Raw genomic sequence first — 24048 nt, forward strand, 5'->3', positions numbered from 1 at the left:
CTGGATCGTGCGATTCTCGACCCTATCTTGCGGATCGATCTGCCAATCGTCGTCGAGGACAGCCATGACCGAACCCGTTGCCAAGCCCGCCATCACGCAGCCCGTCATCACCCAGGCGATGATCGACGCCTATGACGAATACACGCATCTGACGCTCGACCGCCGCCGCTTCATGGAGCAGTTGACGAAGCTGGCGGGCTCGGGTGCCGCGGCGGCCGCGATCGCGCCGATGTTGGCGGCCAATTCCGCCCAGGCAGCGATCGTCGCCGAGGACGACAGCCGCGTTAAGGGCGAGGACATCACCTATCCCGGCTCAAGCGGCGAGATGAAGGGCTATCTGGTCAAGCCCGCGAACCAGTCAGGCAAGCTCGGCTGCGTCATCGTCGTCCACGAGAACCGGGGGCTGAACCCGCATATCCGCGATGTCGCCCGGCGCGTGGCGCTGGAGGGATTCATCGCGTTGGCGCCGGACTTCCTGTCGCCGCTTGGCGGAACGCCCTCCGACGAGGACAAGGCCCGCGACATGTTCACCAAGCTCGACGTGGCCAGAGTCGCCGCCGACGGCGTTGCGACGATCGCCTACCTCAAGAGCATCAAGGATGGCAACGGCAAGGTCGCGGCGGTCGGCTTCTGTTGGGGCGGCGGCGCGGTGAACCAACTCGCCGTCCATGCGCCCGATCTCAGCGCCGCCGTCGCCTATTACGGCATGCAGCCCAAGGCCGAGGACGCTCAAAAGATCAAGGCGCCGCTGCTGCTGCACTATGCCGGGTTGGACGAACGCACCAATGCCGGCATCGACGCCTATAAGAAGGCGCTCGACGCCGCCCATGTCGAATACAAGGTCTATGTCTATGAGGGTGCCAACCACGCCTTCAACAACGACACCTCGGCCGCGCGCTATGACAAGAAGGCCGCCGACCTCGCCTGGGGCCGGACGGTGGCTTTCCTGAAGGAGAAGCTGGCCTAGCCGAGCGGTCCAGAGCAATTCCAGGAAGAGTGACAAACGGCAACCTTTCAAAATCCATGTGTCGGAGAACCAGGGCGTTTCACTGTTTCACGGAAACGGCGCCGAGGATTGGTTGAAGCCGCCCCAACCTCGTCATTCTATGGCGGAGCAAGGAGCGAAGCGACGCGGCGCAGACCATAGAATTCCGTGACTTGGAAGCGCCGCCACGGTGCAGAATTCTGCTCCGTTGCACGCCTTGGCGAAAGTAACGGAATGGATTCCAGGATCTTCGCGACGGAGCTTCGCTCCTGCTCCGCCCTGGAACGACGATTCGCGATGGGCGTTTCGGCCAATCTCCAAGGCATGCCGCCTGCCAACGCAAACAGAGCCGACCGGTCAAGGTCCTGCGCAGTGCTACTAGGCGTTTGCCGCCGGCTTGTGGAAGGCCACCCCTGTGATCACCAGCGAAATGCCGATGCAGTCGGTAACGCTTGGCACCTGGCGCAGCACGATGACGCCGATCAGCGTTGCGGTGAGCGGCAGGAGCGAGAGCATCAATGCGAAGCTCGCGCGCGGCAACCTCGCCATGGCGAGCTGGTCGCAGATGTAGGGGATGACCGAGGAGCAGATGCCGACACCGATCGCGGCGCCGAGCAGTTGCGGCAACGCGAAGGCGGGCAGCGCCTCGCGAAAGCCGATGGGCAACACGATGAGGAAGGCGACCGCCATGGCGGCGCCGAGGCCGGCGATGCCGATGCCTGCCTGGGCGACGCGGTGACCGATCACGATGTAGCCGACGAACAGGGCGCCGTTCAAAAAGGCCCAGAACAAGCCGACCGGATCGCTGGACCATTTCACGTCGATGAGAAGCAAGGTGCCGACAACGGCAATGGCGAGCGCGGCAAAGTTGCGCCGGCTGCGCAGGCCAACCAGCGCGACCGCGATCGTGCCGACGAATTCGATCGCCGCCACCAGCGAGATCGGCAGCCGGTCGAGCGCCAGGTAGAACGAGCAGTTCATCACCGCCAGGCAGCCGCCGAAAGCCAGCAGCAGAAGTCGCTGAGGGCGATCGGCGCGGGCGAAAACGCGCCAGGGCCTGGTCAGGGGAGCAAAGACAAGGGCGGCGGTGGCGATGCGCAGCCAGGCCATGCCGAGCACGCCGACCTGAGCGAAAAGCAGCACGGCGAAAGCCGGCCCGAGATAATGGAACACGGCGCTGACGCAGAACCAGACATGCGGCGGCAACGCGTTGGCCATTCCAGCAAGCATGGTGGGGCCGGCGAGGGCGGCGTGCGCATCGGCGGCCGCCCGGTTTGCAGCAGGAATTTGCGTTTGCGTTTTCATGCGAGCATTATCGCAGGCGAAACCCGCGGATTACATGTGTGATGAATGGCGTGATTGACGCTTTTCTTTCTGATGGAAGAGGTTTGGTTTGAAAAACCTTCGAAGTGAAAATGTCGATCTGGACGCGATCGATCTGAAGCTCCTGCGGCTCCTGGAAAAGGATGCGCGCATCAGCACGGCGGAGCTAGCGCGCGCGGTCGGGCTGTCGGCGCCGAGCGTGGCGGAGCGCATCCGCAAGCTGCAGGACAACGGCGTGATCGAGTCCTATACGGTCAGGATCAATCCGGCCGCTCTCGGCATGAAGCTGTCCGCATGGCTGAGGATCAGGCCGGTGCCGGGACAGCTTTCCGTGGTGGCGGACATCATCCGCGAGCTGCCGGAAATCGCGCAATGCGACCGCGTGACCGGCGAGGACTGCTTCATTGCGCTCGCCCATGTCGGCTCGGTGAGCGAGCTCGAGCGGGTGATCGACCGGATCATTCCCTATGCTATGACCAACACCGCGATCATCCAGTCGTCACCGGTCGAGCCGCGCTCGCCGCTGTGCGGGTTCAAGCAGCCATGATTCGGCGGTTATGACTCGGCAGCTATGACTGGTCAGGAAGGATGAGGCAGCGACGAGGGATCAAGCGTGGCCGCGCTTCATGCGCGCCTGCTTCAGAATCACGCGCCAGCGGATCATGTCGAACGGGATGGGTTCGTTGTTGTTGGCGATGTGGAAGATCTCGTTGTTGACGTTCTTCAGCGATCGCCAGAAATCATAGTCGGTGATGCGTGGATCGGCCGCCAAGCGCTCCACTTCGACGTTGATGTCGGTTTTCATGCACTATCCTCGCACCGCATTCCGCCAGCCGCCCCCGCGCAAACCCGGTACGGCGGTTTTCGAACGCGCCAGTGAGTCGTTCAACGGACTCAACCGACTTGTTCACGTTAAAACCTTGGTAAGGTTAACGCGGGCGAGCGGGTTTTCAAGCGCTCTTGCGCTTGATGCCGATCGAGCGGCCGGCGCGCTCCGGCATCGGCAGTCCGGCATGAGCGGCGCGCATGGCCTCGACCTGGGCCATCACGTCGGCGGGAAAGGGAGCGACCTTCGGTCCTTCCATGTCGACATGCAGCGATAGCGATTCGGACGTCGCCGCCAGCCAGCCCTCGACGTGGCGGATTTCCTGATAGGCACGCAGCCGCTTCTCGTCATGATCGATCAGCTGGAACGAGACGTTGACCTTGTGGTCGAGGTGCAACTCCTGCACGTAGCAGACGTGAACTTCGGCCGTGTAGATGGTAAGGCGTCGCTCCTTGGCGTAGTTCGGCCCCATGCCCATCAGCTCGAACGCCTGGTCCGAGCAGCGGTCGAACAGCACGTTGTAGTAGGCCATGTTGAGATGGCCGTTATAGTCGATCCATTCCTTCTCGATCGCCATTGGGCCGGAAATGATCGGTGCGGGGATCGTCATTTTGGTTTTCCTCGATGGTCGCTGGACAAGGCGGACGGAAGGCTACGGTGAAGTCGCCGAGCCTAATCGCTTGGCACTTTTCCTAGGATTGCTTTAGGCATCATTCATAGCTGCACTACAAGCGTGGCTGCTGGTCCATTCGCGGAGGAATTCATGGCTTTGAGCGACCTCAACCCCGTCGAACGCAATGAGGAAGGCATCGCCGCGGTGCTCGGCATCCTCAAGCAGCGCTTCGGCGAGCGCTTCCAGACCGGCGAGGCGATACGCGGCCAGCACGCGCACACCACCACCTATATTCCGACCCAGGCGCCGGACGGCGTCGCTTTCGTCGAGACGACCGCGGACGTGCAGGAGATCGTGCGCGCCTGCGCCGACCACCGGGTGCCGGTGATCGCCTTCGGCGTCGGCTCCTCGCTCGAGGGCCACACCAACGCGCCAGGCGGCGGCATTTCCATCGATACGTCGCGCATGAACCGGATCTTGGCCGTCAATCCGCAGGACCTCGACTGCACAGTCGAGCCCGGCGTGACGCGCGAGGACCTCAACCGGCACCTGCGCGACACCGGCCTCTTCTTTCCGATCGATCCGGGCGCCAATGCGTCGCTGGGCGGCATGGCAGCGACCAGGGCTTCCGGCACCAACGCGGTGCGCTACGGCACAATGCGCGAAAACGTGCTGTCGCTGACCGCCGTCATGGCCGACGGCGAGACGGTGACGACCGGCAAGCGGGCGAAGAAAAGCTCGGCCGGCTACGACCTGACGCGGCTTTTGGTCGGCTCCGAAGGCACGCTCGGCGTCATCACCTCGCTGACGCTGAGGCTGCAGGGCATTCCGCAGGCGATCTCCGGTGGCGTCTGCCCGTTTCCGAGCCTGGAGGCCGCCTGCAACACGGTGATCGCAACCATCCAGATGGGCATACCGGTGGCGCGCATCGAGCTGGTCAACGCGCTGCAGATGCGGGCGATGAAAAACTATTCCAAGCTCGACTATCCGGAGAGCCCGTGCCTGTTCGTCGAGTTCCACGGCAGCGACGCGGGCGTGGCCGAGCAGGCCGAGACGTTCGGCATGATCGCCGAGGAGAATGGAGGGGGGCCGTTCCTGTGGACCAGCGTCGCGGAGGAGCGAACAAAACTCTGGAAGGCGCGGCACGACGCCTATTGGTCGTCGCTGACGCTGCGCCCCGGCGCCAAGGGGCTGTCGACCGACGTCTGCGTGCCGATCTCGCGGCTTGCCGAATGCGTCACGGAGACCGAAGCCGATATTGCCGAGATGGGGCTTGTCGCCCCGATCGTCGGCCATGCCGGCGACGGCAATTTCCATGTGCTGGTGCTGATGGATGTCGACAATCCGGACGAGATCGCGCTTGCCGAGAAATTCGTCGCCCGGCTCAACATGCGCGCGATCGCCATGGAAGGCACCTGCACCGGCGAGCACGGCATCGGTCAGGGCAAGGTCGGCTTCCTGCGCCACGAGCTCGGCCATGGCGTCGATGTCATGCGCACGATCAAGCAGGCGCTCGATCCGCTCAACATCATGAACCCGGGCAAGATCCTGCCCGCGGCGGGCTGATCCGCCGGACTGCGGCTGTCCTCCCAGCCTTTCGGCCAGCTTCTGCAGCATCAGCTGCGTCGGCGCGAAGAAGGCCGTGCCGGTGTGCGGCGTTGAGAAATCTGCACGTCGATCGGCGCTGTGTCCCAATTCTTGCCTGACATCGGGAACGCTCCGTGTTGGGTTCAGATTTGTCGCGGCCAAGGACGTGACCGGAAGGGGGGAAACTGCAAAAGAGATATCGCGACCGCGAGCCGTCGCGCAACTGGAGACGTTGGCCGTTGCCGCGCGTTGAATTGCCTCTTTATCGACACGCGGATGCGGGTAGAGTGCAGCTGACTTTCAACCCGGGAAACAGATGCTCGCCCGCCTGTTCGTGATCTTCGGTGGCCTGTTCGTGCTGGTGCTGTGCGCGGCGCTGGTGGTGCCGTATTTCATCGACTGGACGGGTTACCGGGGCGATTTCGAGCGCGAGGCGAGCGCCGTCCTCGGCCGCAAGGTGACGGTGAAGGGCGACGCGACGGCGCGGCTGTTGCCGTTTCCGTCGGTGACCTTCTCGAATGTCGAGGTCGCGGGCGGGCCGGAGGGCCAGCCGGCGATGACGGTCGAGACCTTCTCCATGGATGCGGAGCTCGCGCCGTTCCTGCGCGGCGAGGTGCTGATCTTCGACATGCGGCTTGTACACCCGAAAGCCGTCATCAATATCGCCGGTGACGGCACCGTCGACTGGACCCTCCGGCCCTCGGCTCCCTTCGATCCGGGCCAGATCGCGATCGAGAAGCTGTCGGTGACCGAAGGGGAGATCGAACTGCGCCATGCCGCCGGCGGGCGCAGCCACCTGATCTCGGAGATCAACACGACGATTTCGGCCAAGGCGCTCACCGGCCCATGGCGCATGGACGGAACGCTGCGCTTCGACGGCCTGCGAGCCGACGTCTCGGCTTCCACCGGCAAGGTGGAGCCGGACGGCCAGATGCGGCTCCGGCTGAAAGCGGACCCCGATGCCTATCCGCTGATCATCGAAGCCGACGGCAATGCTGGCATCGTCAAGGGCGCCGCGGTCTATTCCGGCCAGTTCAAGATTTCGGGTGACGACAGAAATTCGGCCGAGCTGCGCGGCAACGGGGGCGAACCGGTCAAGGTCAGCACCGGCAAGCCCGATCCGGGCTTCCGGCTGAACGGCAAGTTCGCGCTCGACCACCAGAAGCTCAATTTCGACGAGTTCCGCTTCGAGACCGGGCCGCTCGACAATCCCTATACCGCCGACGGCAAGGCATCGGTCGATCTCGGCCTGAAGCCGCATTTCTCGGTCGAGGCCAGCGGGGCGCAGGTGCAGTTCGACGAGGCCGTCGGCGGGGCCGGCGCCGGTTTCACGCTCGACCAGCGCATTGCGGCGTTCGAGCGGACGCTGCAGCACATGCCGAAGCCGACCATACCGGGCAAGGTCGAGGTCAGGCTGCCGGCGGTCGTGGCGGGCGACACGACGGTGCGCGACGTGCGGCTGTCGGCCGAGCCGGCCGAAGGCGGCTGGTCGGTCAAGTCGCTTGCCGCGACGCTGCCGGGCCGCACAACGCTCGAAGCCGACGGCATGTTGAGCGTCGAAGACCATTTCGGCTTCACCGGCTCGTTGCTGCTGGCCGTCGGACAGCCTTCCGGCTTTGCCGCCTGGCTGTCGAAGGATGTCGACGAGGCCATCCGCCGGCTGCCCGCGGCAGGTTTCAAGGCCAAGGTCGATCTCAGCGAGAACCGGCAGTCGTTCAGCGATCTCGAGCTCATCCTCGGCAAGGCGAAATTTTCGGGCAGCATCGATTCCAGCCAGCCGGACGGCGCCAGGCCATCGGTGCTGATGCGGCTGACGGGCGGCGAGATGGATCTGGACGGGCTCGCGGCGTTCGCCTCGATCTTCATCAGCGACAAGGGCGCCAACCGCTTTTCGGATCGCGATCTCGATTTCCAGATCAAGGCGGGTCCGGTCAGCGCTGCCAGGCTCAGCGCCGACACCGTCGACACGGCGCTGCGGCTGCGCGAGGGCCTGCTCGAGATCGACCGGCTTTCGATCGGCGGCCTGGCCGGCGCCTCGATCAGCGCCACGGGCCGGGTCAAGGATTTCCCGCAGAGCCCGACCGGCAAGCTCAACGCTTCCGTGGTGGCGGTGGACCTCAAGCCCCTGATCGATGTCGCGGCCCAGCATTATTCCGACAATGCCATGCTCAAGGGGCTGGCCAGCCGTGCTGCGGCCTATCCCGAACTGTTCCAGGACGCGCGCATCGATCTCTTGACCAGCGCCGCCGACAATGGCGACGGCACCACGGGCCTGGCGCTCTCGGCCCAGGGCAAGGCCGGCGGCTCGGCCTTTTCGGCTTCGCTTTCCGGCAAGGGAACCGTCGGCAGGCTCTCCGAGGCGCCGGTGGCGATCACCTTCAACGCCCACAACGACAATGCCACCACGCTGCTTGCGCTTTACGGCCTGCCGGCGTTGCCGCTCGGCATGCTCGGCCACGCCAACACCGACGTCTCGGCGAAGGGCTCGGTCGCCGGCGGTCTCGCGACAAGCTTCAACCTGACGGCTGATGATTTCAAGGCAAGCTTCGACGGAACAGTCGCCTCGACGGCGCAAGGCCCCACCGCCAAAGGCAAGGTCAATCTCGATGCCGCCGATATCGAGCCGTGGCTGATGACGACGGGGATAGGCCTGCCCGGCATGGGAACGGGGACGTCGACGTCGCTGGCGGCCGATGCCGATTTCGGCAATGGGCTGCTGGTGCTGAGCGGTCTCACCGGCTCGATCGACAAGGCGGCGGTGTCCGGCGACATCAACGTCGACGCCAAGGATGGTCTGCCGCATCTTGCCGGGGCGCTGGCGCTCGACGAGCTCGACCTCGATCCGCTGGCGGTCTCGCTGTTTGGCGACCAGTCCTTCGCTGCCGCCAAGGGCGGCTGGCCGACGACGCCATTCAGCCAGAAGTCGACCCTGCCGTTCAACGCCGACCTCGATCTCAACACCTCGGCGCTCGCCATCGGGCCCTTCGCGACGGCGCATGACGCTTCATTCTCGCTGAAGCTCGACCGCGAAGGCATCCATGTTTCCGACCTCAAGGCGAAGCTCCATGGCGGCGAGCTGACCGGCCTGTTCGACCTGAAGAACACGGAGGGCACCGGCCTGTTCTCCGGCCAAATGAGGCTGGCCGGCAGCGATCTTTCCGCGGTCCTGCCAGGCGCCGGCATCGGCGGCAGCGGCGATCTTTCGGCCGCGTTGTCGACCAGCGGCAAATCCGTCGATGCCATGATTGCCGCCCTGTCCGGTTCCGGCACCGCGGCGCTGAAGGGATTGAAAGTGGATGGCGTCAATCCGGACGGCTTCGGCGCCATCATCGCCAAGGCCGATGCGATCGGACGCGATATTGACACGGCCAAGACCGCGGAGTTCGCGCCGCAGATCGCAGACGACGGCAGCTTCGCCGCTGGCGACACCGATGTGGCCTTCACCATCGCCAATGGGACACTGCGCGTGCCGCCGATCAGCCTCGACAATCCCGGCGCGACCTTGTCCGCCGACGTGACCGCCGATCTCAACACGAGCACCGTCACGGCAAAGGGGACGCTGACCTATCGTCCCGGCGACGAGGCACTGGTCGGTTCCGAGCCGGCCGTCAATTTCAGCCTGGCCGGTCCGCTCGGGGCCGCGCCCCAGTTCGACAGCGGCCCTCTGGCACAGTTCCTGACGCAGCGCGCGCTGGAGAAGGAACAGCAGCGGGTCGAGGCGATGCAGGCGGCGCTGCTGGAGAAGCAGCGCCTGCGGCGCGAGGTGCGCTATTACGCGGCGCTGCAGACGGAGCGCGACAAGGCGGCCGAGGAGGTGCGCCGGCAAGAGGAAGAGGCGCGGCAGAAGGCCGAGGCGGAAGCCAAGGCAAAAGCCGAGGCTGAAGCGCAGGCACAGGCGGAAGCCGAGGCAAAAGCCAAGGCCGACGAAGAGGCGAGGGCCAAGGCGGAGGCCGACGCCAAGGCGCAGGCCGAAGCGGACGCCAAGGCCAAGGCCGATGCACAGGCGAAGGCCGAGGCCGAGCAGCGGGCCGCGGACGAGGCGGCCAAGGCGCAGGCCGAGGCCGATCGCAAGAAGGCGGAGCAGGCGAAGCTGGACGCAGCGCGCAAGGCGGCCGAGCAAACGCGCAAGGTCGACGGGTCGCTGCCGGGCGTCAACGACGGTTCGGCGCCGGCGCCGGCGAAGCCGAAGGCCAACCCGTTCACGATCGACAATCTGTTGAAATCGCTCGACGGCGGCTGAGCTTTACGCCGCACACGGGGCGGATCTAGTTCCCAGCACTCGGATTTGACCGGTCGGCTCTGTTTTGCGTTGGCAGGTGGCACGCGTTGGAGATTGGCCGAGACGCCCATCGCGATCGTCATTCCAGGGCGGAGCAGGAGCGAAGCTCCGTCGCGAAGACCCTGGAATCCATGCCGTTACCTTCGCCAAGGAATGCAACGGAACAGAATTCTGCACCGTCGCGTCGCTTCCAAGTCACAGGATTCTATGGTCTGCGCCGCGTCGCTTCGCTCCTTGCTCCGCCATAGAATGACGAGGTTGAGGCGGTTTCAACAACCGTTCAAAATCCCTATGTCGGGAACCAGTTGAATATCTTAGCGCCTAGCATTCTTCCTGGCGCGAGAGCAGACGCCGCAGCATCGGCTCGATGCGCGAAAGCTCGTCGAGATGCGCGGCCGACAAGTCGGCCAGGCGATCGTCGGCCAAGGGGGTGAGCTGCAGCAGGACGCGGCGGTGATCGGCCTTGTCCTGATCGCGTATGACCAGGCCGGCCTCGGCAAGGCGGTTCACCAATTCCACGGCGCTGTGGTGGCGGATGCGCAGCCGCTCGGCGAGATCGCCCACTGCCACCGGTCCGCCGCCTGGAAACCCCTTGATCGCCAGCAGCGCCTGGTGCTGGCGCGGCGTGAGGCCCGCCTCGTTGGCCTGGACCTGGCTGAATTCGAGGAAGCGGCGGATCAGATAACGGAACTGCGACAGCCGCTGGTAGTCGGCCTGGCTGATGGCGGAGCGTGGTTTCGGCGGCGTCATTTCCCGACTTATGGTCTTTTCCTGCAAAAGCTCAACCGGCCGTCGCGATCCCTGTCCAAAATGACGCGGCGCAGCGATTGAAAACAGCCTTGCAGATTTATATCGTGTTACGATATGAGGCCACCTGAAACCGTGCGGTCTTCGTGCCGTCAGAAAGTTCAGGCTCCCAAAATGAAATCCGCTCGTGCCGGCAACGGCCATCTTCGCGACTTCACGACCGATCCGCGCGTGCTGTTTATTGCAGCCATCGCCGTGGTGGTGGCGACCGCCGGGCTTTTTGCCGGCATCGCGCTCTTGAAGCTCATCCGGCTTGCCACCAACATCGCCTATTTCGGCCAGTTCTCGCTGGCCGAGCTAAGGCTCGAGGACACCCCGCTTGGTCTCGCCGCGGTGATCGTGCCGGTGATCGGCGCGCTGATCATCGGCCTGATGGCGCGCTTCGGCAGCGAGAAGATCCGCGGCCACGGCATTCCCGAAGCCATCGAGGCGATCCTGCTCGGACGCTCGCGGCTCGACGCCAAGGTCGCGGTGCTGAAGCCGCTGTCGTCGGCAATCTCGATCGGCTCAGGCGGACCGTTCGGCGCCGAAGGCCCGATCATCATGACCGGCGGCGCCATCGGCTCGCTGATCGCGCAGATGCTGCCGGTCAGCGACAATGAGCGCAAGACGCTGCTGGTGGCGGGTGCCGCGGCCGGCATGACGACCGTGTTCGGCACGCCGATCGCCGCCATCATGCTTGCGGTCGAACTGCTCTTGTTCGAATGGACCCCGCGCAGCTTCATCCCGGTTGCCGTCGCGGCAATTGTTGCGGAAGTCGAACGCAGCCTGCTTCACCTGCCGAGCCCGATCTTTCCGTTCTCGGGCAGCATGGATCCATCGATCGCCGGGCTGGGCGGCTGGGTGCTGATCGGCATTGCCGCCGGACTTCTTTCAGGCCTGCTGACGCAATTGGTCTATGCCTGCGAGGACGCCTTCCTGAAGCTGCCGATACACTGGATGTGGTGGCCGATGATCGGCGGCCTGGTGGTCGGCATCGGCGGACTTATCGAGCCGCACGCGCTCGGCGTCGGCTATGACAACATCGCCAACATGCTCGACGGCCGAACCGTCGCCACCGCCGCGCTGCTGCTTCTGGTGGTAAAGGCCGTCATCTGGTCGGTCGCGCTGGGGTCCGGGACCTCGGGCGGCGTGCTGGCGCCGCTGCTCATCATGGGTGGCGCGATGGGAGCGGTGCTCTCGGGCATCCTGCCCGAGGCAAGCCCCGGCTTCTGGCCGCTGCTGGCGATGGCGGCGACGATGGGCGGCACCATGCGCGCGCCGCTGACCGCGACCTTTTTCGCCACCGAGCTCACCGGCAACACGCATGTGCTGGTGCCGCTGATCGCGGCCTGCGCCACCGCGCATGCGGTCACCGTGCTGTTGATGAAGCGTTCGATCCTGACCGAGAAAGTCGCGCGGCGCGGGCATCACCTCGTGCGCGAATACCGGGTCGATCCTTTCGCCCTGACCAGGGTCAAGGAAGTGATGACGACCAAGGTCGAGAGCGTGCCGGGAACGATGACGCTGCATGGCGCGGCAACCTTCCTGACCGCTCCGGACACGCGGCATCCGAGCTTCCCGGTTATCGATCAAGCGGGGCATGTGCTCGGCGTCATCGATCCGCCGGCGATCCTGCGCTGGCGCCGTAACGGCAAGCACCGCAAGGCGACGCTCGGCGAACTGCTCGCCGGCAGCAAGATCACGCTCGCCTATCCGGACGAGTATCTGGAGGCGCTTTCCGATAAGCTGCTCACCGCCAATGTCTCGCATCTGCCGGTCGTCTCACGCGAGGATGAACGGCTCGTCGGCTATATCGGCTGGAAAGACATGATGCGGGTAAGGTCGAAAAAGCAGGCGGAGGAGCGCGACCGCACCGCATTGCTGAGCTTTGGCGCAAGGCGCAAGACGCAACAAAGCGTCAGCGACAACGCGGTCTAGGGCGCGGCGGCGCCGCGTTTGGCCCAGGCCAGCACATAGAGCCTCAGCGCGGATGACAGGTTTGCGTCGCGGGTCCGAGTCTCGTCGATCTCCGCGACCAAGGCCGCGAGCGACAGCGAGCGCTCGGCGGCGATGGCGATGAGGTCGTCATAGAAGGGCTGTTCCAGGGAAAAGCTGGTGCGGTGACCGCGGATCGTTACCGAACGTTTCTCGACCGCGGCCATTGCAGGACTCAGCGCTCGCCAGGGTCGTCGGGTTTTTCCCGGCGATGGCCGGCCACGAATTTCTCGGCCTTCTGCGATGTCAGCCTATCACGCTCGCGCTCTGTGTTCGAGCGGCCGTGCAGCGCCCGGTTCTCGCCGGCCCGGCGTTCCTTCTCGGTGCGCGCTTTCTGCTTGCGGGCCTGGCGGAGATTGACGACCTCGCCCATGGCGTCGGGCTACTTCTTGCGGAAGGCGTCGAGCGAAACGACGTCGGCGCCCTTGGCGCCGGTCTCGGCGACCGCCTGCTTCTTTTCGGCCTCGGCGGCCTTCTTCTTGGTTTCCGCCTTCTTCTCGGGGACGACAGCGACCGGCTCGGGGGCCGGAGCGACGGCCTCGTCTTCGGCGCTTTCCGTCTTGACGTCGAATTCGAGCTCGAAATTGACCGACGGATCGTAGAAGCCGCGCACGGCGGAGAAGGGGATTTCGAGCTTTTCCGGCACGTCGGAGAAGGAAAGCCCGACCTCGAAGCCGGCATCCGTCACCTTGAGGTCCCAGTACTGGAACTGGATGACGATGGTCATCTGCTCCGGATAGCGCTCGCGCAGCCTGGACGAGATGCGCACGCCCGGCGCTCCGGTCAGGAAGGTGATGAAGAAATGATGATTGCCCGGAAGGCCGGTGCGCGCGACCTCGGCCAGGACCTTGCGCATGACGCCGCGCAGAGCCTCCTGGGCCAGAATGTCGTAGCGGATGTGGTCGTCGGCCATCTGATGGTCGGGTTCCGTTGAATCGTCCGCATAGCTGTAATCAAGCTTGAGCGCGGCGTAAACCGCATATAGGCGCAAAGCCGTGAGGCCAAGAGGGGTGCCGGCGATTTGATGGCTCAGGCGTGAGCGAGCGCAGCCTGTTTGCCGGCTGGCGATTTCCTTCTGGCGAAGGCGCCGAGAAAGGTCCGCACGCCGTTCGTGGCCGAGCGCAGCACCTCTTCCTCGGTGGGCACGCCGCCCAGCATGAAAGTGATCTGAAGCTCGGCGTTGACGAGGGCGAAGAACTGACGCGCCGCGACGTCGGGGTCGCCGATCGACAGGTGGCCGGCGAAGGCAAGCCGGGCAAAGCGCGCGGCAAGCGCCGACCAGGTACGGCCCGGGCCTTGCTCGCGCCATTCGGCAAACAGCTCCGGACAACGCTCGCCTTCGGCCTGGATCAGCTTGCGCAGGAAACGGCCATCGCGGTTGCAGATGCAGTTGCGGTTCATGCGCACGGCGAAGGCGACCAGGTCGGCTTCCAGGTCCGTCGGCTGGTCGGGGAAGCTGGCGATGGTGGCGAAGATGCCGGCATTGCAGCGCTCCGTCAGGTCGCGCACGACGGCGACGAACAGCTTTTCCTTGTCGCCGTGATGGTTGTAGACGGTCTGCCGCGAAACGCCGGCCTCGGCCGCGATCAGGTCGATATTGGCGCCGGCATAGCCTTCGCGGCAGAAGACGGAAGCGGCAGCGTCGACCACCGATACGCGCTTGGCCTTGTGGCTGCGTGGCGGGAAAGTGTCAGGAGAAACACCGGGCTTCATGAAAATCTATATAGCGGTGATTGACGAATTGGACAAGCCTGTCTAAATTTGTGGACACAATAAAGGAAGTCCGCACTGAAGGGGCGAAGAAATCTGCCCTCAGACGTAGGATTTCCGCGGGATGGAACGTCCTGGGTTCAGACGCCGGCATTTTGCGGCGGCAACCAGATCCGAAAGAGCCTTATCATGAGTCCCAAATTCCTCCGCATCGCGGTCGTGCTCGGCTTGTTGTCCGCGATCGGCCCATTTGCGATCGATATGTATCTTCCCGCGCTGCCTTCGATCGGCCAGGACCTGCATGCCGGCACCGCCGCCGTGCAGATGAGCCTTCTGATCTTCTTCCTGTCGATGGGTTTTGGGCAGATCGTCGTCGGCCCGATCTCCGACATGGTCGGCCGCAAGGCGCCGCTTTATGCCGGCCTGGCGCTGTTCATGGTCGGCGGCGTCGGCTCGGCGATGGCGCCGAGCATCGAGTGGCTGATCGCCTTCCGCTTCCTGCAAGGGCTTGGCGCCAGCGCCGGCATGGCGGTGCCGCGCGCCATCGTGCGCGACCTGCATACCGGCAACGAGGCCGCCAAGCTGATGTCGCTCTTGATGCTGGTCTTCTCGGTGTCGCCGATCCTGGCGCCGCTGACCGGCAGCCAGATCATCGAGAGCTTCGGCTGGCGCGCCGTGTTCTGGACGGTAACGGGCGCGGCCGCTTTGGCCACCATCCTGCTTGCCACCTCGCTCAAGGAGACGCGGCCGGTCGAAGAGCGCGCCGGCTCATCCTTCGGCACGGCGCTTGCCGGCTACCGCTACCTGATGGGCGACCGCAACTTCCTCGGCCTCGTGGCGATCGCCGGCTTCGGCATTGCGAGCTTCTTCGTCTACCTGTCGAGCTCGTCCTTCATCCTGATCGACCATTACGGGCTGTCGCCGTCGGTCTACAGTGTGTTCTTCTCAATCAACGCGGTCGCCTTCATCGGCATGTCGCAGCTGACCGGCTTGCTGGCCGACCGCTTCGGGTTGAAGCGCGTCGTCTGGGTGGCGGTCACCGGCTATGCCACGGTGATGGTGGCGCTGTTCGCGATCATGGCGTCCGGCGTCGACCGGCTCGACGTGATGGCCGCGCTGCTTTTTGTCGGCTACGGTTTCCTTGGCCTCGTCATCCCCACCACCTCGGTGCTGGCGATGGAAGAGCATGGCGAGATCGCCGGCACGGCCTCGGCGCTGATGGGCACGCTGCACTTCGCCATCGGCGCGCTGGCGATGGGTGTCGCCGGCATCTTCTTCGACGGCACGCCGCTGCCGATGGTGGCCGGCATCGCGCTGTGCGCCGTGATCTCCTTCACTCTGGCCAAGCTGACACTCGGCCGCGTGCGCGAAGCGGTCGAAGCGCCGGCGGAGTAGGACAGCCGTTGAGAAGATAGAAGACCGGGTCGCTCTCAGCCTTTTTCATGTTCCTGGCGAAGCTGTTTGATCGAGGACGAAGCGCACCCGTTCATCGACCGGAGCGAGAGGCAACGGCACCAGGTCGTAGCCGAGCTACGCATAGCGGTCAGCACGAAAAATCGATCGGTATCGTTTTGCATCGCCTGTCGATGGATGATGGGCGGCAAGGCTGTGCCCGCGCATCAGGCGCCGGACGACCCTTGGCGTTCGGTTGATTGGGAAGAAGCAAGGAGGGGGAAGGTGGAGGTTTCTGTTGCCAGGTACCTCCGAACCCCGCCTAGAAGTGCGAACCCCTAGGGCTTGATTTGAAGCGTTCGCGCCGCATTAAGCAGCGAGACGAGCTTCCGCATAGTTGTCGTTGGCAACTATAAGTTTAGCCCGATAACGGTGGTACAATGCCGGGCAAAAGTACGATCTTTACACCTTCGTCGATCCTATTTCGCCCCCAGCAAAAGCCGCTCCGTCAACCAGAGCGGTTTTTGGTGGAGGCGCCGGGTACCGCCCCCGGGTCCGAACGGCTTATTTCATCGCCTGTTTATCGCCATAGTCGGTCAAGCCGACGAACCGTATATAGGGAGCGGCGAAGGAAAAATAAAGGCCAAAACCGGCGCTTATCCGGTCGTGCCAAACGGCAGCCAAGGGTTGACTTGCGCGCCTACTCAATCAAATCTCGCTCCCGGTGAGGAGTCTCTGACCTAGCGCACAGGTTGCGCGGCGCGCCACAACCCTCATCGACCGGATCCGTGGCGCCGACGAGGGGAAGTTTGATGGCCGACTATCTTGCGGATGTGAAGAAATATGATGCCGGCGCTAGCGCCGACGCGGTCGATAAGATCGTCAAGCATCTGGGCATTGCGCTCAGGAACCGCGATTCCTCGCTGGTGTCCTGCACCGACCCGAAGGAACTCGATCGCGTGCGGGAGAACTGGATCGGCAAGAAGCTCGGCATCGCCGATGCCGCAAAGGCCAACGCCTCGATCGAGAAAACCTGCAAGGCCATGCAGGCCGACAACACCAAGAGCCGCGTGACCTTCTACTATCTGGTTGCCAAGGATCTCGGCAAACTCGGCTCTCTTTGACAGGTCGCGCTTCGGTTTGCGAAGATTGCCGCGGCAAGGCTGTCGCGTCGGATTTGAATTTACGTCACGGGGCGTCGGCGCTGCCCCTCATCTGGCTGCCGCCATCTTCTCCCCGTATAGTGACGGGGAGAAGGGCGCTGCCTTAGGCGGTTTCGCCAACCGTCAGCGTTGCAAGAAACGCTGCAGCGCGGCAGCCAGCCCTTTCTCCCCGTCACTATACGGGGAGAAATGCCCGGCAGGGCAATGAGGGGCGGGCGCAAACGTTGGAAGTGTAGTGGTGCACAGGCGCTAGTGGCGCGTTTTGGTGTGTCCGGACACCTGGCTATCGGTTATTATTGGCTATTACCCGAATCGAGGCAGAGCCGATGCGCCAATATCTCGACCTGTTGAAGCATGTGCTGGAGAATGGCATCGATCGCGGCGACCGTACGGGTACCGGCACGCGCTCGGTGTTCGGCTACCAGATGCGCTTCGACCTTTCGCGCGGCTTTCCGGTCACGACAACCAAGAAGCTGCATCTGAAGTCGATCATCCACGAGCTTCTGTGGTTTCTGGCCGGCGACACCAACATCAAATATCTCAACGACAACGGCGTCACCATCTGGGACGAATGGGCAGACGAGAACGGCGATCTCGGACCGGTCTATGGCAAGCAATGGCGCTCATGGCCGGACGGGCATGGCGGCGGTATCGACCAGATTGCGGGCCTTTTGAAGGAGATACGCAAGAATCCCAACTCGCGCCGGCTGATCGTCTCGGCCTGGAACCCGGCCGAAGTCGAGGCGATGGCGCTGCCGCCCTGCCACTGCCTGTTCCAGTTCTATGTTTCGGAAGGCCGGCTCTCGTGCCAGCTTTACCAGCGCTCGGGCGACGTCTTCCTCGGCGTGCCGTTCAATATCGCTTCCTATGCCTTGCTCACCCTGATGGTGGCGCAGGTGACCGGGCTGAAGCCCGGCGACTTCGTCCACACGCTGGGCGATGCGCATCTTTATTCGAACCATTTCGAGCAGGCGCGCGAGCAGCTGCGGCGCACGCCCAAGGCCTTGCCGACGATGTGGATCAATCCGGAGGTGAAGGACCTCTTCGCCTTCCGCTTCGAGGATTTCCGCCTCGAGAATTATTTCGCGGACGCGAATATCAAGGCGCCTATCGCGGTATGAGCCAGCTTCGGCTCAATCGATGCCGACCATGACGTCCGAGGCCTTGATCACCGCATAGGCCTGCTTGCCCTTCTCGAGCGCGAGGTCGGCGACCGCTTGGTGATCGACGCGGTGACTGACGCGTCGCCGCCGATGTCGATCTGACATGCGAAGCGGTGGCTTCCCTTGACGATCTCGGTCACCTTACCCTTGAGGTGTTGCAGGCGCTGATCTTCATGCGTCTCTGCTTGAGCTTCGCCCCTTCCGTTTCGCATTCACCGTAGGCTGAGATCGCGCCGGCGCACAATGCCGCGACAGGTGAAAGGCCTTCCCTTGTTATGTTCATACGGATATATCGGTCAAAGGCTTTTGGCGGTACGGATTTGAAACCAGGGAGAGACTTCATGACGGGCAAGGGTTTCGGGTTGAAGACGATCGCCATTGGCGGTCTGGCGGCAATGCTGATGACGGCGGTGCCGGCGGCCCATGCCGACGACAAGGTGGTCGTGTTTGCCGCGGCCAGCCTCAAGGAAGCGCTCGACGCGGTCAACAAGGCCTGCGAGCCGGAAGTCGGCGAAGCAGCGACCATTTCCTACGCGGCGAGTTCGGCGCTCGCCAAGCAGATCGAAGGCGGCGCGCCGGCCGACATCTTCGTCTCGGCCGACCTCGACTGGATGAAATATCTCTCCGACAAGAAGCTGACCAAGCCTGATACCGAAGTGAAGCTGCTCGGCAACCAGATCGTGCTGGTGGCGCCGAAGGATTCCGCGGTCGAGACCAAGGTCGAGAAGGGCTTCGACCTTGCCAGGCTGATCGGCGACGGCAGGCTTGCCATGGGCGATTTCAAGGCCGTGCCGGCCGGCAAATACGGCAAGGCGGCGCTGGAATCGCTGGGCGTCTGGTCGTCGGTCGAGGGCAAGATCGCGCAGGCCGAGAATGTGCGTGCAGCTCTCAAGCTGGTGTCGACCGGCGAGGCGGCTCTGGGCATCGTCTACGCCACCGACGCGCATGCCGAAAAGGGCGTCAAGGTGGTCGGCACCTTCCCGGAAGATTCGCATCCGCCGATCATCTACCCGATTGCCCAGACCGCCGATTCGAAGGACAAGGATGCGGCGGCCTTCCTGAAATGCGTCGAGTCGGCCAAGGCCGCCGACCTGTTCAAGGAGCAGGGCTTCACGGTCCTCGCACCGAGCAACTGAGAAAGACCGCGCAAACACAATCATGAACTGGCTGCTGGACCTCACTCCCGACGAATGGAATGCGGTCCGGCTGTCGATCAAGGTGGCAACGGTGGCGATGATCGCCAGCTTGCCGCCGGGCGTCCTGATCGCGCTCCTGCTCGCGCGGGGGCGTTTCTGGGGCAAGACGCTGCTCAACGGGCTGGTGCATCTGCCTCTGATCCTGCCGCCGGTGGTGACCGGCTATCTGCTCTTGCTCACCTTCGGCCGGCGCGGCCCGGCCGGCGCCTTCCTTGCCGAGCATCTCGGCATCATCTTCTCGTTCCGCTGGACGGGCGCGGCACTGGCCTGCGGGGTCATGGGCTTTCCGCTGATGGTGCGGGCCATCCGGCTCTCGATCGAGGCTGTCGACCGCAAAATTGAAGCGGCGGCCGGCACGCTCGGCGCCAACCCGCTCTGGGTGTTCGCCACCATCACGCTGCCGCTGATCCTGCCCGGCCTGATCGCGGGAGCGATCCTTTCCTTCGCCAAGGCGATGGGCGAATTCGGCGCCACCATCACCTTCGTCTCCAACATCCCCAACGAAACGCAGACGCTGCCCTCGGCGATCTACACCTTCACACAGGTGCCGGGTGGCGATGAAGGCGCGCTCAGGCTGACGCTGATCTCGATCGTCATCTCGATGGCCGCGCTCATCGCCTCGGAAGTGCTGGCGCGGCGGGTCGGCCGGCGGATGGACATCGAATGACGCTCTCGGCCGACGTCAGCCATCGACTCGGCGATTTCGCCGTGGAAGCCCGTTTCGAGAGCGCCGGCCGGCTGACGGCGCTGTTCGGGCCGTCGGGCTCGGGCAAGTCGACGCTGATCAACCTGATCGCCGGCCTGGTCCGTCCGGGCAAGGGGCGTATCTCGGTCGACGGCAATGTGCTGGTCGACACCGCCGCGCGTATCTTCGTGCCCATGCACAAGCGGCGCATCGGCATGGTGTTCCAGGATGCGCGGCTGTTCCCGCATATGAGCGTCGCCGGCAATCTGCGCTACGGTCGCTGGTTCACGCCGTCTTCCGAGCGCTACGCCAAGATGGATGCGGTGGTCGAGCTGCTCGGCATCGATCACCTGCTCGACCGGCAGCCGGCGAAACTGTCGGGCGGCGAAAGGCAGCGCGTCGCGATCGGTCGCGCGCTGCTTGCCAGCCCGAAACTGCTTCTGATGGACGAACCGCTTGCCTCGCTCGACGAAGCGCGCAAGGCCGAGATCCTGCCTTACATCGAACGGCTGCGGGACGAGACGAAGATACCGATCGTCTATGTCAGCCATTCCGTCGCCGAGGTGGCGCGGCTGGCGAGCGACGTCGTGGTGCTTTCGCAGGGCAAGGTCGCGGCCGCGGGGCCGACCGAGGCGATCATGCGGCGGCTCGACCTGTTGCCGGCGGAGGAGCGCGGCGAGGGCGGTGCGGTGCTCGATACCAAGGTGCTGCGTCACGACGAGGCCTTCGGCATGACGGTGCTTGCCTCGCAGGCCGGCGAAATCCGCGTGCCGAAACTGGCGCGGGCGGCGGGCGCTCCGGTGCGCATTCGCATCCGCGCCCGCGACGTGATGGTCGCCACCGAGAAACCCGCCGGCCTCAGCGCGCTCAATATCCTGTCGGGAACGATCGTCGGCATGAAGCCGGGCGAGGGGCCCGAGGTCGAGATCGGCATCGATTGCCATGGCGCGGTTGTGATCGCGCGGATCACCGAGCAATCGCGGCAGGCGCTTGGCCTCAAGCTGGGAAGCCAGGTCTTCGCGGTCATCAAGACGGTGAGCTTCGATCGCGCAAACACCGGCGCCGGCCTGCCGGCCGAAGTCGGCGTTTGAGGATCTCGATCATGTCGCTATGTATATTTGGAATAGCGCTTCCTTCCCATCGGGACTATTGTCGTGCCGTGGAATCCGAGGAGATGAAATGCCGTCGCTCAGCCTGCGGATAAATCTCGACCCCGATGGCCGGATCGGCCCGGGTAAGATCGAATTGCTGGAGCAGATCGCCGCCTTCGGCTCGATCTCGGCCGCGGCGCGCGGCATGGAGATGTCCTACAAGCATGCCTGGGATCTGGTCGAGGACATGAACCGCGTGTTCGGCAAGCCGCTGGTCGCGGCGCAGACCGGCGGCCGCAAAGGCGGTGGCGCGCAACTGACATCGGCGGGTTTGGCGGTCGTCAGCCGATTTCGCGCCATAGAGCGCGCCGCTTCATCGGCCGCCGCCGTCCATATGCTGGCCCTGCAGGCGGAGATCGATGCTGGATGAGGCAGTAGGCAGTAGGCGGTAGGCAGTAGGCAGTAGGCAGTAGGCAGTAGGCAGTAGGCAGTAGGCAGTAGGACAAGATGTCCTGGATGCTTGAAAATCGAGGCCTCCAATCGCCCATTATTTTACTGCCTATTCCCTACTGCCTACTGCCCTAATTTCCTCAACAGATAAATGTCCATGATCCAGCCCTTCTTTCGTTTGGCGTCTTCACGAACCATTTCGATTTCGGCACCCACGTCGCCTAAGCGACCGGAGATGACGATCTCGTCGGGCGTGCCGAGATAGGCGCCCCACTGGATGAGGACGTCTTGGTCGGCAAGCGTGTTGAAGGCGCATTTGCCGTCGAGCATGACGACGGTGGAGCCGGCGTTCGCGGGCAGCCCTTCTTCGGTTAGCCGGCGGCCGGTCGTCACCAGGATCGAATCGCCGATGCGGTTGAGCGCAGTCGCGTGGGCGGCGGCCAGCGCCTGGATCGCGGTGATGCCCGGGATGACTTCGAGCTCGAAACCGACATTGCCTCTCAGGCGCACGCGCTCGAGAATACGCAGCGCGCTGTCATAGAGCGACGGATCGCCCCAGATCAGGAACGCGCCGCAGCCATCGTCGGCAAGCTCGTCGCGGATCAGGGTTTCATAGATCTCGGCGATCGCCTCGTGCCAGTCGTCGACCGTCACACGATAGGACGATGTCGGCTCGGCCCGAACCGGCACATCGAACTCGACCCGGCGCGATTTTGGATTGGTGACGAAGCGGTCGCAGATCTGCCGGCGCAAATCGGCAAGATCGTTCTTCTTCGCTCCCTTGTCGGGAATGAACAGCACGTCGGCGCGGTTCAGGCCGGCGATGGCCTGGACCGTCATGTGGTCGGGATTGCCGGCGCCGATGCCGATGACGAGAAGCTTGCGCATGGCGATCTCCTGCCCGATCGGCGGCGCGGTGTCCAGAAGTACCCGCATCGGCCTACGAAGGGCTTTGAAACGCCGTCCTGAAACGGCTAGATGGAACTGCGCATTCGGCTGATCCCGGTATCGCCGCACAGAGGAGGGTCCATGTTACGCACCGTACTGACCGCAGCGCTGGCGCTCGTGGCTGCCCCGGCCTTCGCCAATGATTCCGTCGCCGAGCTCGGCACCGGCGGGCTGATCCTGTCGCGCAGCGACGCGGTGGCGATGCAAGGCGAGGACCTTTTCATCTCGCCGGAGAAGGTGACGGTCGACTATGTGTTCCGCAACAACACCGACAAGGATGTCAGCTCCATCGTCGCGTTCCCGATGCCCGACATCGAGGGCGATCCGAACGAGATGCCGGCGATCCCGGAAGCGCAGAGCGATAATTTCCTCGGCTTCGAGGTGACGATCGATGGCGTCGACGCGAAGCCTCAGCTCGAGCAAAGGGCGCTGGCGCTCGGCATCGATATCACCGCCGATCTCAAGACGCAGAACGTGCCGCTCTATCCGTTCGGCGACGCCGCAAAGACGGCGCTGGCGAAGCTGCCCAAGGATGTCGCCAAGGACTGGGAAGACCGCGGCATCATCATCGAAGATACGGCCGATAACGGCTCGGGCATGCAAACCGCCTTTGCGCCGTTCTGGCAGCTACGCTCGACCTATTGGTGGCGCTCGACCTTCCCGGCCAACAAGGAGGTCCATGTCTCGCACCGCTACAAGCCCAGCGTCGGTGGCACGTCCTCGGTCAGCTTCTTCTATGATGGGCAGTTCCAGGGCCAGTATGCGGCCTACAAGTCCCGCTATTGCATGGATCAGACGTTCGAGAACGCGGTGCGCAAGGCGGCAAAGGCAAATCCGGACGGTTATCCGAAATATTACGAGAGCCGGATCGCCTATATCCTGACCACCGGCGGCAACTGGGCGGCCGGGACGATCGGCAATTTCAAGCTCACCATCGACAAGGGCAGCCCCAAAAACCTCGTCTCCTTCTGCGGCGACAATGTCAAAAAGGTCGGGCCGACGACGTTCGAGGTCACCGCCAAGGATTATTATCCCGAGCACGATATCGACATCCTTCTGCTCGAGCCGTCGGACAATGGCGGGAACGGCGGCTGATGGACATCGCGATCTATGTCGCCATCGCCGAAAACGGCGTGATCGGCCGCGAAGGCGGCCTGCCGTGGCGGCTTTCCACCGATCTCAAGCGCTTCAAGGCAGACACGATGGGCAAGCCGATCATCATGGGCCGCAAGACCTATGAAGGCATCGGTCGGCCGCTGCCCGGCCGGCTCAACATCGTGGTGACTCGCGACAAGGCCTGGTGCGCCGAAGGCATCGAGGTGGCCCACTCGCTGGAGGACGCTATCGCTCTGGCCAAGGTGCGCGGCCGCTGCATGGCGGGAGCGGAGGAGATCTGCGTGGTCGGCGGCGGCGAGATCTATGCCCAGGCCTTGGCGTTTGCCGACCGGCTGCATGTGACCCATGTGCTGGCCAGCGTCGATGGCGACGCCTATTTCCCGCCGATCGATCCAAGCGCCTGGCAGGTCGTCAGCGCCGAGGATTTTCCTGCCGGCGAGAAAGACAGCCACGCCACGCGTTACACGGTTTACGAGCGCCGGCGCGACGATCGTTGACGACGACAAAGGGTCGCTACCCGTCCAAATCGCACGGGGACGATGGCACATTGCGTTGAAAGCGGGTCAAGGCGTCCCTATAGAAGAACGGTGTTGCAGCGGCGCGCGTCCAACCGGACGCGCAAGAGGCCGCCGTAATACTTTGATTTTGGGGCATGATTCCTTTTCGAAAACCGATATGGGTTTTCGTGGTCATGCGCTAGGATTGCGCCGCAAGGCCCGAGGGAACCGAAGCGAAAG

The 24048-nt window shown here is 64.0% G+C and carries 23 protein-coding genes, 1 other RNA gene and 1 pseudogene; 14 read left to right on the forward strand and 11 right to left on the reverse strand.

Features of this window, described 5'->3' with window-relative positions:
- The first annotated feature begins 64 nt into the window (after positions 1 to 64).
- The gene (locus FJ419_RS08225) at positions 65 to 967 is read left to right on the forward strand and encodes a dienelactone hydrolase family protein (protein ID WP_140689491.1); all 903 of its coding nucleotides are present in this window, start codon (positions 65 to 67) and stop codon (positions 965 to 967) included.
- A gap of 396 nt (positions 968 to 1363) precedes the next feature.
- On the opposite strand, the gene FJ419_RS08230 is transcribed toward FJ419_RS08225, so the two are convergent.
- Entirely contained in the window at positions 1364 to 2290 is a 927-nt protein-coding gene (locus FJ419_RS08230; protein WP_181170646.1) for a DMT family transporter, read from the reverse strand.
- An 88-nt stretch (positions 2291 to 2378) separates the two neighbouring features.
- Here FJ419_RS08230 and FJ419_RS08235 point away from each other — a divergent pair, with 88 nt between their 5' ends.
- Positions 2379 to 2855 carry an Lrp/AsnC family transcriptional regulator gene (locus FJ419_RS08235; RefSeq protein WP_140689493.1) on the forward strand — a complete coding sequence of 159 codons (477 nt, stop codon included), beginning with the start codon at positions 2379 to 2381 and terminating at the stop codon, positions 2853 to 2855.
- A gap of 60 nt (positions 2856 to 2915) precedes the next feature.
- On the opposite strand, the gene FJ419_RS08240 is transcribed toward FJ419_RS08235, so the two are convergent.
- Complete coding sequence (locus FJ419_RS08240; RefSeq protein WP_140626853.1) at positions 2916 to 3113, reverse strand: hypothetical protein; 198 nt, start codon at positions 3111 to 3113, stop codon at positions 2916 to 2918.
- Between the two features lie 145 nt (positions 3114 to 3258).
- Positions 3259 to 3744: a thioesterase family protein gene (locus FJ419_RS08245; RefSeq protein WP_140689495.1), complete on the reverse strand. Its 486-nt coding sequence runs from the start codon at positions 3742 to 3744 to the stop codon at positions 3259 to 3261.
- 153 nt (positions 3745 to 3897) lie between these two features.
- Here FJ419_RS08245 and FJ419_RS08250 point away from each other — a divergent pair, with 153 nt between their 5' ends.
- The gene (locus FJ419_RS08250; protein WP_140689497.1) at positions 3898 to 5313 is read left to right on the forward strand and encodes an FAD-linked oxidase C-terminal domain-containing protein; all 1416 of its coding nucleotides are present in this window, start codon (positions 3898 to 3900) and stop codon (positions 5311 to 5313) included.
- 337 nt (positions 5314 to 5650) lie between these two features.
- Entirely contained in the window at positions 5651 to 9574 is a 3924-nt protein-coding gene (locus tag FJ419_RS08255) for an AsmA-like C-terminal region-containing protein (RefSeq protein ID WP_140689499.1), read from the forward strand.
- Positions 9575 to 9934: 360 nt separating this feature from the next.
- Here FJ419_RS08255 and FJ419_RS08260 read toward each other — a convergent pair whose 3' ends face one another.
- Positions 9935 to 10363: a helix-turn-helix domain-containing protein gene (locus FJ419_RS08260; protein WP_140689502.1), complete on the reverse strand. Its 429-nt coding sequence runs from the start codon at positions 10361 to 10363 to the stop codon at positions 9935 to 9937.
- Positions 10364 to 10534: 171 nt separating this feature from the next.
- Between FJ419_RS08260 and FJ419_RS08265 the strand changes: the two genes are divergently transcribed.
- A complete protein-coding gene (locus FJ419_RS08265) occupies positions 10535 to 12340 on the forward strand; it encodes a chloride channel protein (RefSeq protein ID WP_140689504.1) in 1806 nt (601 codons plus the stop codon).
- On the opposite strand, the gene FJ419_RS08270 is transcribed toward FJ419_RS08265, so the two are convergent.
- From FJ419_RS08270 to FJ419_RS08285, 4 genes are all read right to left on the reverse strand, one after another.
- Positions 12337 to 12564 carry a ribbon-helix-helix domain-containing protein gene (locus tag FJ419_RS08270; RefSeq protein ID WP_140545388.1) on the reverse strand — a complete coding sequence of 76 codons (228 nt, stop codon included), beginning with the start codon at positions 12562 to 12564 and terminating at the stop codon, positions 12337 to 12339. The two genes, FJ419_RS08265 and FJ419_RS08270, sit on opposite strands and share 4 nt — an antisense overlap.
- 8 nt (positions 12565 to 12572) lie before the next feature.
- On the reverse strand, positions 12573 to 12770 hold the full coding sequence (locus FJ419_RS08275; protein ID WP_140689511.1) for a DUF4169 family protein: 198 nt from the start codon (positions 12768 to 12770) through the stop codon (positions 12573 to 12575).
- A 9-nt stretch (positions 12771 to 12779) separates the two neighbouring features.
- Entirely contained in the window at positions 12780 to 13310 is a 531-nt protein-coding gene (locus tag FJ419_RS08280) for an SspB family protein (protein WP_140545386.1), read from the reverse strand.
- Positions 13311 to 13426: 116 nt separating this feature from the next.
- Positions 13427 to 14110 carry a TetR/AcrR family transcriptional regulator gene (locus FJ419_RS08285; RefSeq protein ID WP_140689519.1) on the reverse strand — a complete coding sequence of 228 codons (684 nt, stop codon included), beginning with the start codon at positions 14108 to 14110 and terminating at the stop codon, positions 13427 to 13429.
- A 186-nt stretch (positions 14111 to 14296) separates the two neighbouring features.
- On the opposite strand from FJ419_RS08285, the gene FJ419_RS08290 reads away from it, so the two are divergent.
- Complete coding sequence (locus FJ419_RS08290; protein ID WP_140689526.1) at positions 14297 to 15502, forward strand: multidrug effflux MFS transporter; 1206 nt, start codon at positions 14297 to 14299, stop codon at positions 15500 to 15502.
- Positions 15503 to 15783: 281 nt separating this feature from the next.
- Here the strand turns inward: FJ419_RS08290 and ssrA are convergent.
- Positions 15784 to 16144, reverse strand: a transfer-messenger RNA (tmRNA) gene (gene ssrA, locus FJ419_RS08295).
- Positions 16145 to 16311: 167 nt separating this feature from the next.
- On the opposite strand from ssrA, the gene FJ419_RS08300 reads away from it, so the two are divergent.
- The gene (locus FJ419_RS08300; RefSeq protein WP_042644091.1) at positions 16312 to 16623 is read left to right on the forward strand and encodes a DUF2853 family protein; all 312 of its coding nucleotides are present in this window, start codon (positions 16312 to 16314) and stop codon (positions 16621 to 16623) included.
- A 365-nt stretch (positions 16624 to 16988) separates the two neighbouring features.
- Positions 16989 to 17783 carry a thymidylate synthase gene (locus FJ419_RS08310; protein ID WP_140689533.1) on the forward strand — a complete coding sequence of 265 codons (795 nt, stop codon included), beginning with the start codon at positions 16989 to 16991 and terminating at the stop codon, positions 17781 to 17783.
- A 12-nt stretch (positions 17784 to 17795) separates the two neighbouring features.
- Here FJ419_RS08310 and FJ419_RS08315 read toward each other — a convergent pair.
- Positions 17796 to 18000: pseudogene (locus FJ419_RS08315) on the reverse strand (TOBE domain-containing protein).
- 166 nt (positions 18001 to 18166) lie between these two features.
- Here FJ419_RS08315 and modA point away from each other — a divergent pair.
- The 4 genes from modA (at position 18167) to FJ419_RS08335 (ending at position 21227) form a co-directional block, all read left to right on the forward strand.
- Positions 18167 to 18961, forward strand: a complete 795-nt coding sequence (gene modA / locus FJ419_RS08320; RefSeq protein WP_140689540.1) for a molybdate ABC transporter substrate-binding protein — start codon at positions 18167 to 18169, stop codon at positions 18959 to 18961.
- 22 nt (positions 18962 to 18983) lie between these two features.
- A complete protein-coding gene (modB, locus tag FJ419_RS08325; RefSeq protein WP_140689547.1) occupies positions 18984 to 19688 on the forward strand; it encodes a molybdate ABC transporter permease subunit in 705 nt (234 codons plus the stop codon).
- Complete coding sequence (gene modC, locus FJ419_RS08330; protein WP_140689555.1) at positions 19685 to 20797, forward strand: molybdenum ABC transporter ATP-binding protein; 1113 nt, start codon at positions 19685 to 19687, stop codon at positions 20795 to 20797. The genes modB and modC overlap by 4 nt, the downstream gene beginning before the upstream one ends.
- 88 nt (positions 20798 to 20885) lie before the next feature.
- A complete protein-coding gene (locus FJ419_RS08335; protein ID WP_140689563.1) occupies positions 20886 to 21227 on the forward strand; it encodes a winged helix-turn-helix domain-containing protein in 342 nt (113 codons plus the stop codon).
- 143 nt (positions 21228 to 21370) lie between these two features.
- On the opposite strand, the gene cobF is transcribed toward FJ419_RS08335, so the two are convergent.
- Entirely contained in the window at positions 21371 to 22135 is a 765-nt protein-coding gene (gene cobF / locus FJ419_RS08340) for a precorrin-6A synthase (deacetylating) (protein WP_140689571.1), read from the reverse strand.
- A 141-nt stretch (positions 22136 to 22276) separates the two neighbouring features.
- Between cobF and FJ419_RS08345 the strand changes: the two genes are divergently transcribed.
- Together FJ419_RS08345 and FJ419_RS08350 are read left to right on the forward strand one after the other, a co-directional pair.
- Positions 22277 to 23290, forward strand: coding sequence for a DUF4424 domain-containing protein (locus FJ419_RS08345; protein WP_140689575.1), 1014 nt, complete (start codon positions 22277 to 22279; stop codon positions 23288 to 23290).
- A complete protein-coding gene (locus tag FJ419_RS08350) occupies positions 23290 to 23808 on the forward strand; it encodes a dihydrofolate reductase (protein WP_140689584.1) in 519 nt (172 codons plus the stop codon). The genes FJ419_RS08345 and FJ419_RS08350 overlap by 1 nt, the downstream gene beginning before the upstream one ends.
- The last annotated feature ends 240 nt before the right edge of the window (positions 23809 to 24048 follow it).

The sequence above is a fragment of the Mesorhizobium sp. B2-6-2 genome, from assembly GCF_006440615.1.
GTDB lineage: Bacteria > Pseudomonadota > Alphaproteobacteria > Rhizobiales > Rhizobiaceae > Mesorhizobium.

Bases quoted from the DNA above. Each gene is read 5' to 3' on its own strand.
- FJ419_RS08230 (WP_181170646.1), bottom strand. From the start codon at position 2,290: ATGAAAACGCAAACGCAAATTCCTGCTGCAAACCGGGCGGCCGCCGAT.
- FJ419_RS08250 (WP_140689497.1), top strand. From the start codon at position 3,898: ATGGCTTTGAGCGACCTCAACCCCGTCGAACGCAATGAGGAAGGCATC.
- modB (WP_140689547.1), top strand. From the start codon at position 18,984: ATGAACTGGCTGCTGGACCTCACTCCCGACGAATGGAATGCGGTCCGG.
- FJ419_RS08260 (WP_140689502.1), bottom strand. From the start codon at position 10,363: ATGACGCCGCCGAAACCACGCTCCGCCATCAGCCAGGCCGACTACCAG.
- modA (WP_140689540.1), top strand. From the start codon at position 18,167: ATGACGGGCAAGGGTTTCGGGTTGAAGACGATCGCCATTGGCGGTCTG.
- FJ419_RS08265 (WP_140689504.1), top strand. From the start codon at position 10,535: ATGAAATCCGCTCGTGCCGGCAACGGCCATCTTCGCGACTTCACGACC.
- FJ419_RS08270 (WP_140545388.1), bottom strand. From the start codon at position 12,564: ATGGCCGCGGTCGAGAAACGTTCGGTAACGATCCGCGGTCACCGCACC.
- FJ419_RS08335 (WP_140689563.1), top strand. From the start codon at position 20,886: ATGCCGTCGCTCAGCCTGCGGATAAATCTCGACCCCGATGGCCGGATC.
- FJ419_RS08255 (WP_140689499.1), top strand. From the start codon at position 5,651: ATGCTCGCCCGCCTGTTCGTGATCTTCGGTGGCCTGTTCGTGCTGGTG.
- FJ419_RS08225 (WP_140689491.1), top strand. From the start codon at position 65: ATGACCGAACCCGTTGCCAAGCCCGCCATCACGCAGCCCGTCATCACC.
- FJ419_RS08345 (WP_140689575.1), top strand. From the start codon at position 22,277: ATGTTACGCACCGTACTGACCGCAGCGCTGGCGCTCGTGGCTGCCCCG.
- FJ419_RS08310 (WP_140689533.1), top strand. From the start codon at position 16,989: ATGCGCCAATATCTCGACCTGTTGAAGCATGTGCTGGAGAATGGCATC.
- cobF (WP_140689571.1), bottom strand. From the start codon at position 22,135: ATGCGCAAGCTTCTCGTCATCGGCATCGGCGCCGGCAATCCCGACCAC.
- FJ419_RS08350 (WP_140689584.1), top strand. From the start codon at position 23,290: ATGGACATCGCGATCTATGTCGCCATCGCCGAAAACGGCGTGATCGGC.
- FJ419_RS08280 (WP_140545386.1), bottom strand. From the start codon at position 13,310: ATGGCCGACGACCACATCCGCTACGACATTCTGGCCCAGGAGGCTCTG.
- FJ419_RS08275 (WP_140689511.1), bottom strand. From the start codon at position 12,770: ATGGGCGAGGTCGTCAATCTCCGCCAGGCCCGCAAGCAGAAAGCGCGC.
- FJ419_RS08300 (WP_042644091.1), top strand. From the start codon at position 16,312: ATGGCCGACTATCTTGCGGATGTGAAGAAATATGATGCCGGCGCTAGC.
- FJ419_RS08290 (WP_140689526.1), top strand. From the start codon at position 14,297: ATGAGTCCCAAATTCCTCCGCATCGCGGTCGTGCTCGGCTTGTTGTCC.
- FJ419_RS08245 (WP_140689495.1), bottom strand. From the start codon at position 3,744: ATGACGATCCCCGCACCGATCATTTCCGGCCCAATGGCGATCGAGAAG.
- modC (WP_140689555.1), top strand. From the start codon at position 19,685: ATGACGCTCTCGGCCGACGTCAGCCATCGACTCGGCGATTTCGCCGTG.
- FJ419_RS08240 (WP_140626853.1), bottom strand. From the start codon at position 3,113: ATGAAAACCGACATCAACGTCGAAGTGGAGCGCTTGGCGGCCGATCCA.
- FJ419_RS08285 (WP_140689519.1), bottom strand. From the start codon at position 14,110: ATGAAGCCCGGTGTTTCTCCTGACACTTTCCCGCCACGCAGCCACAAG.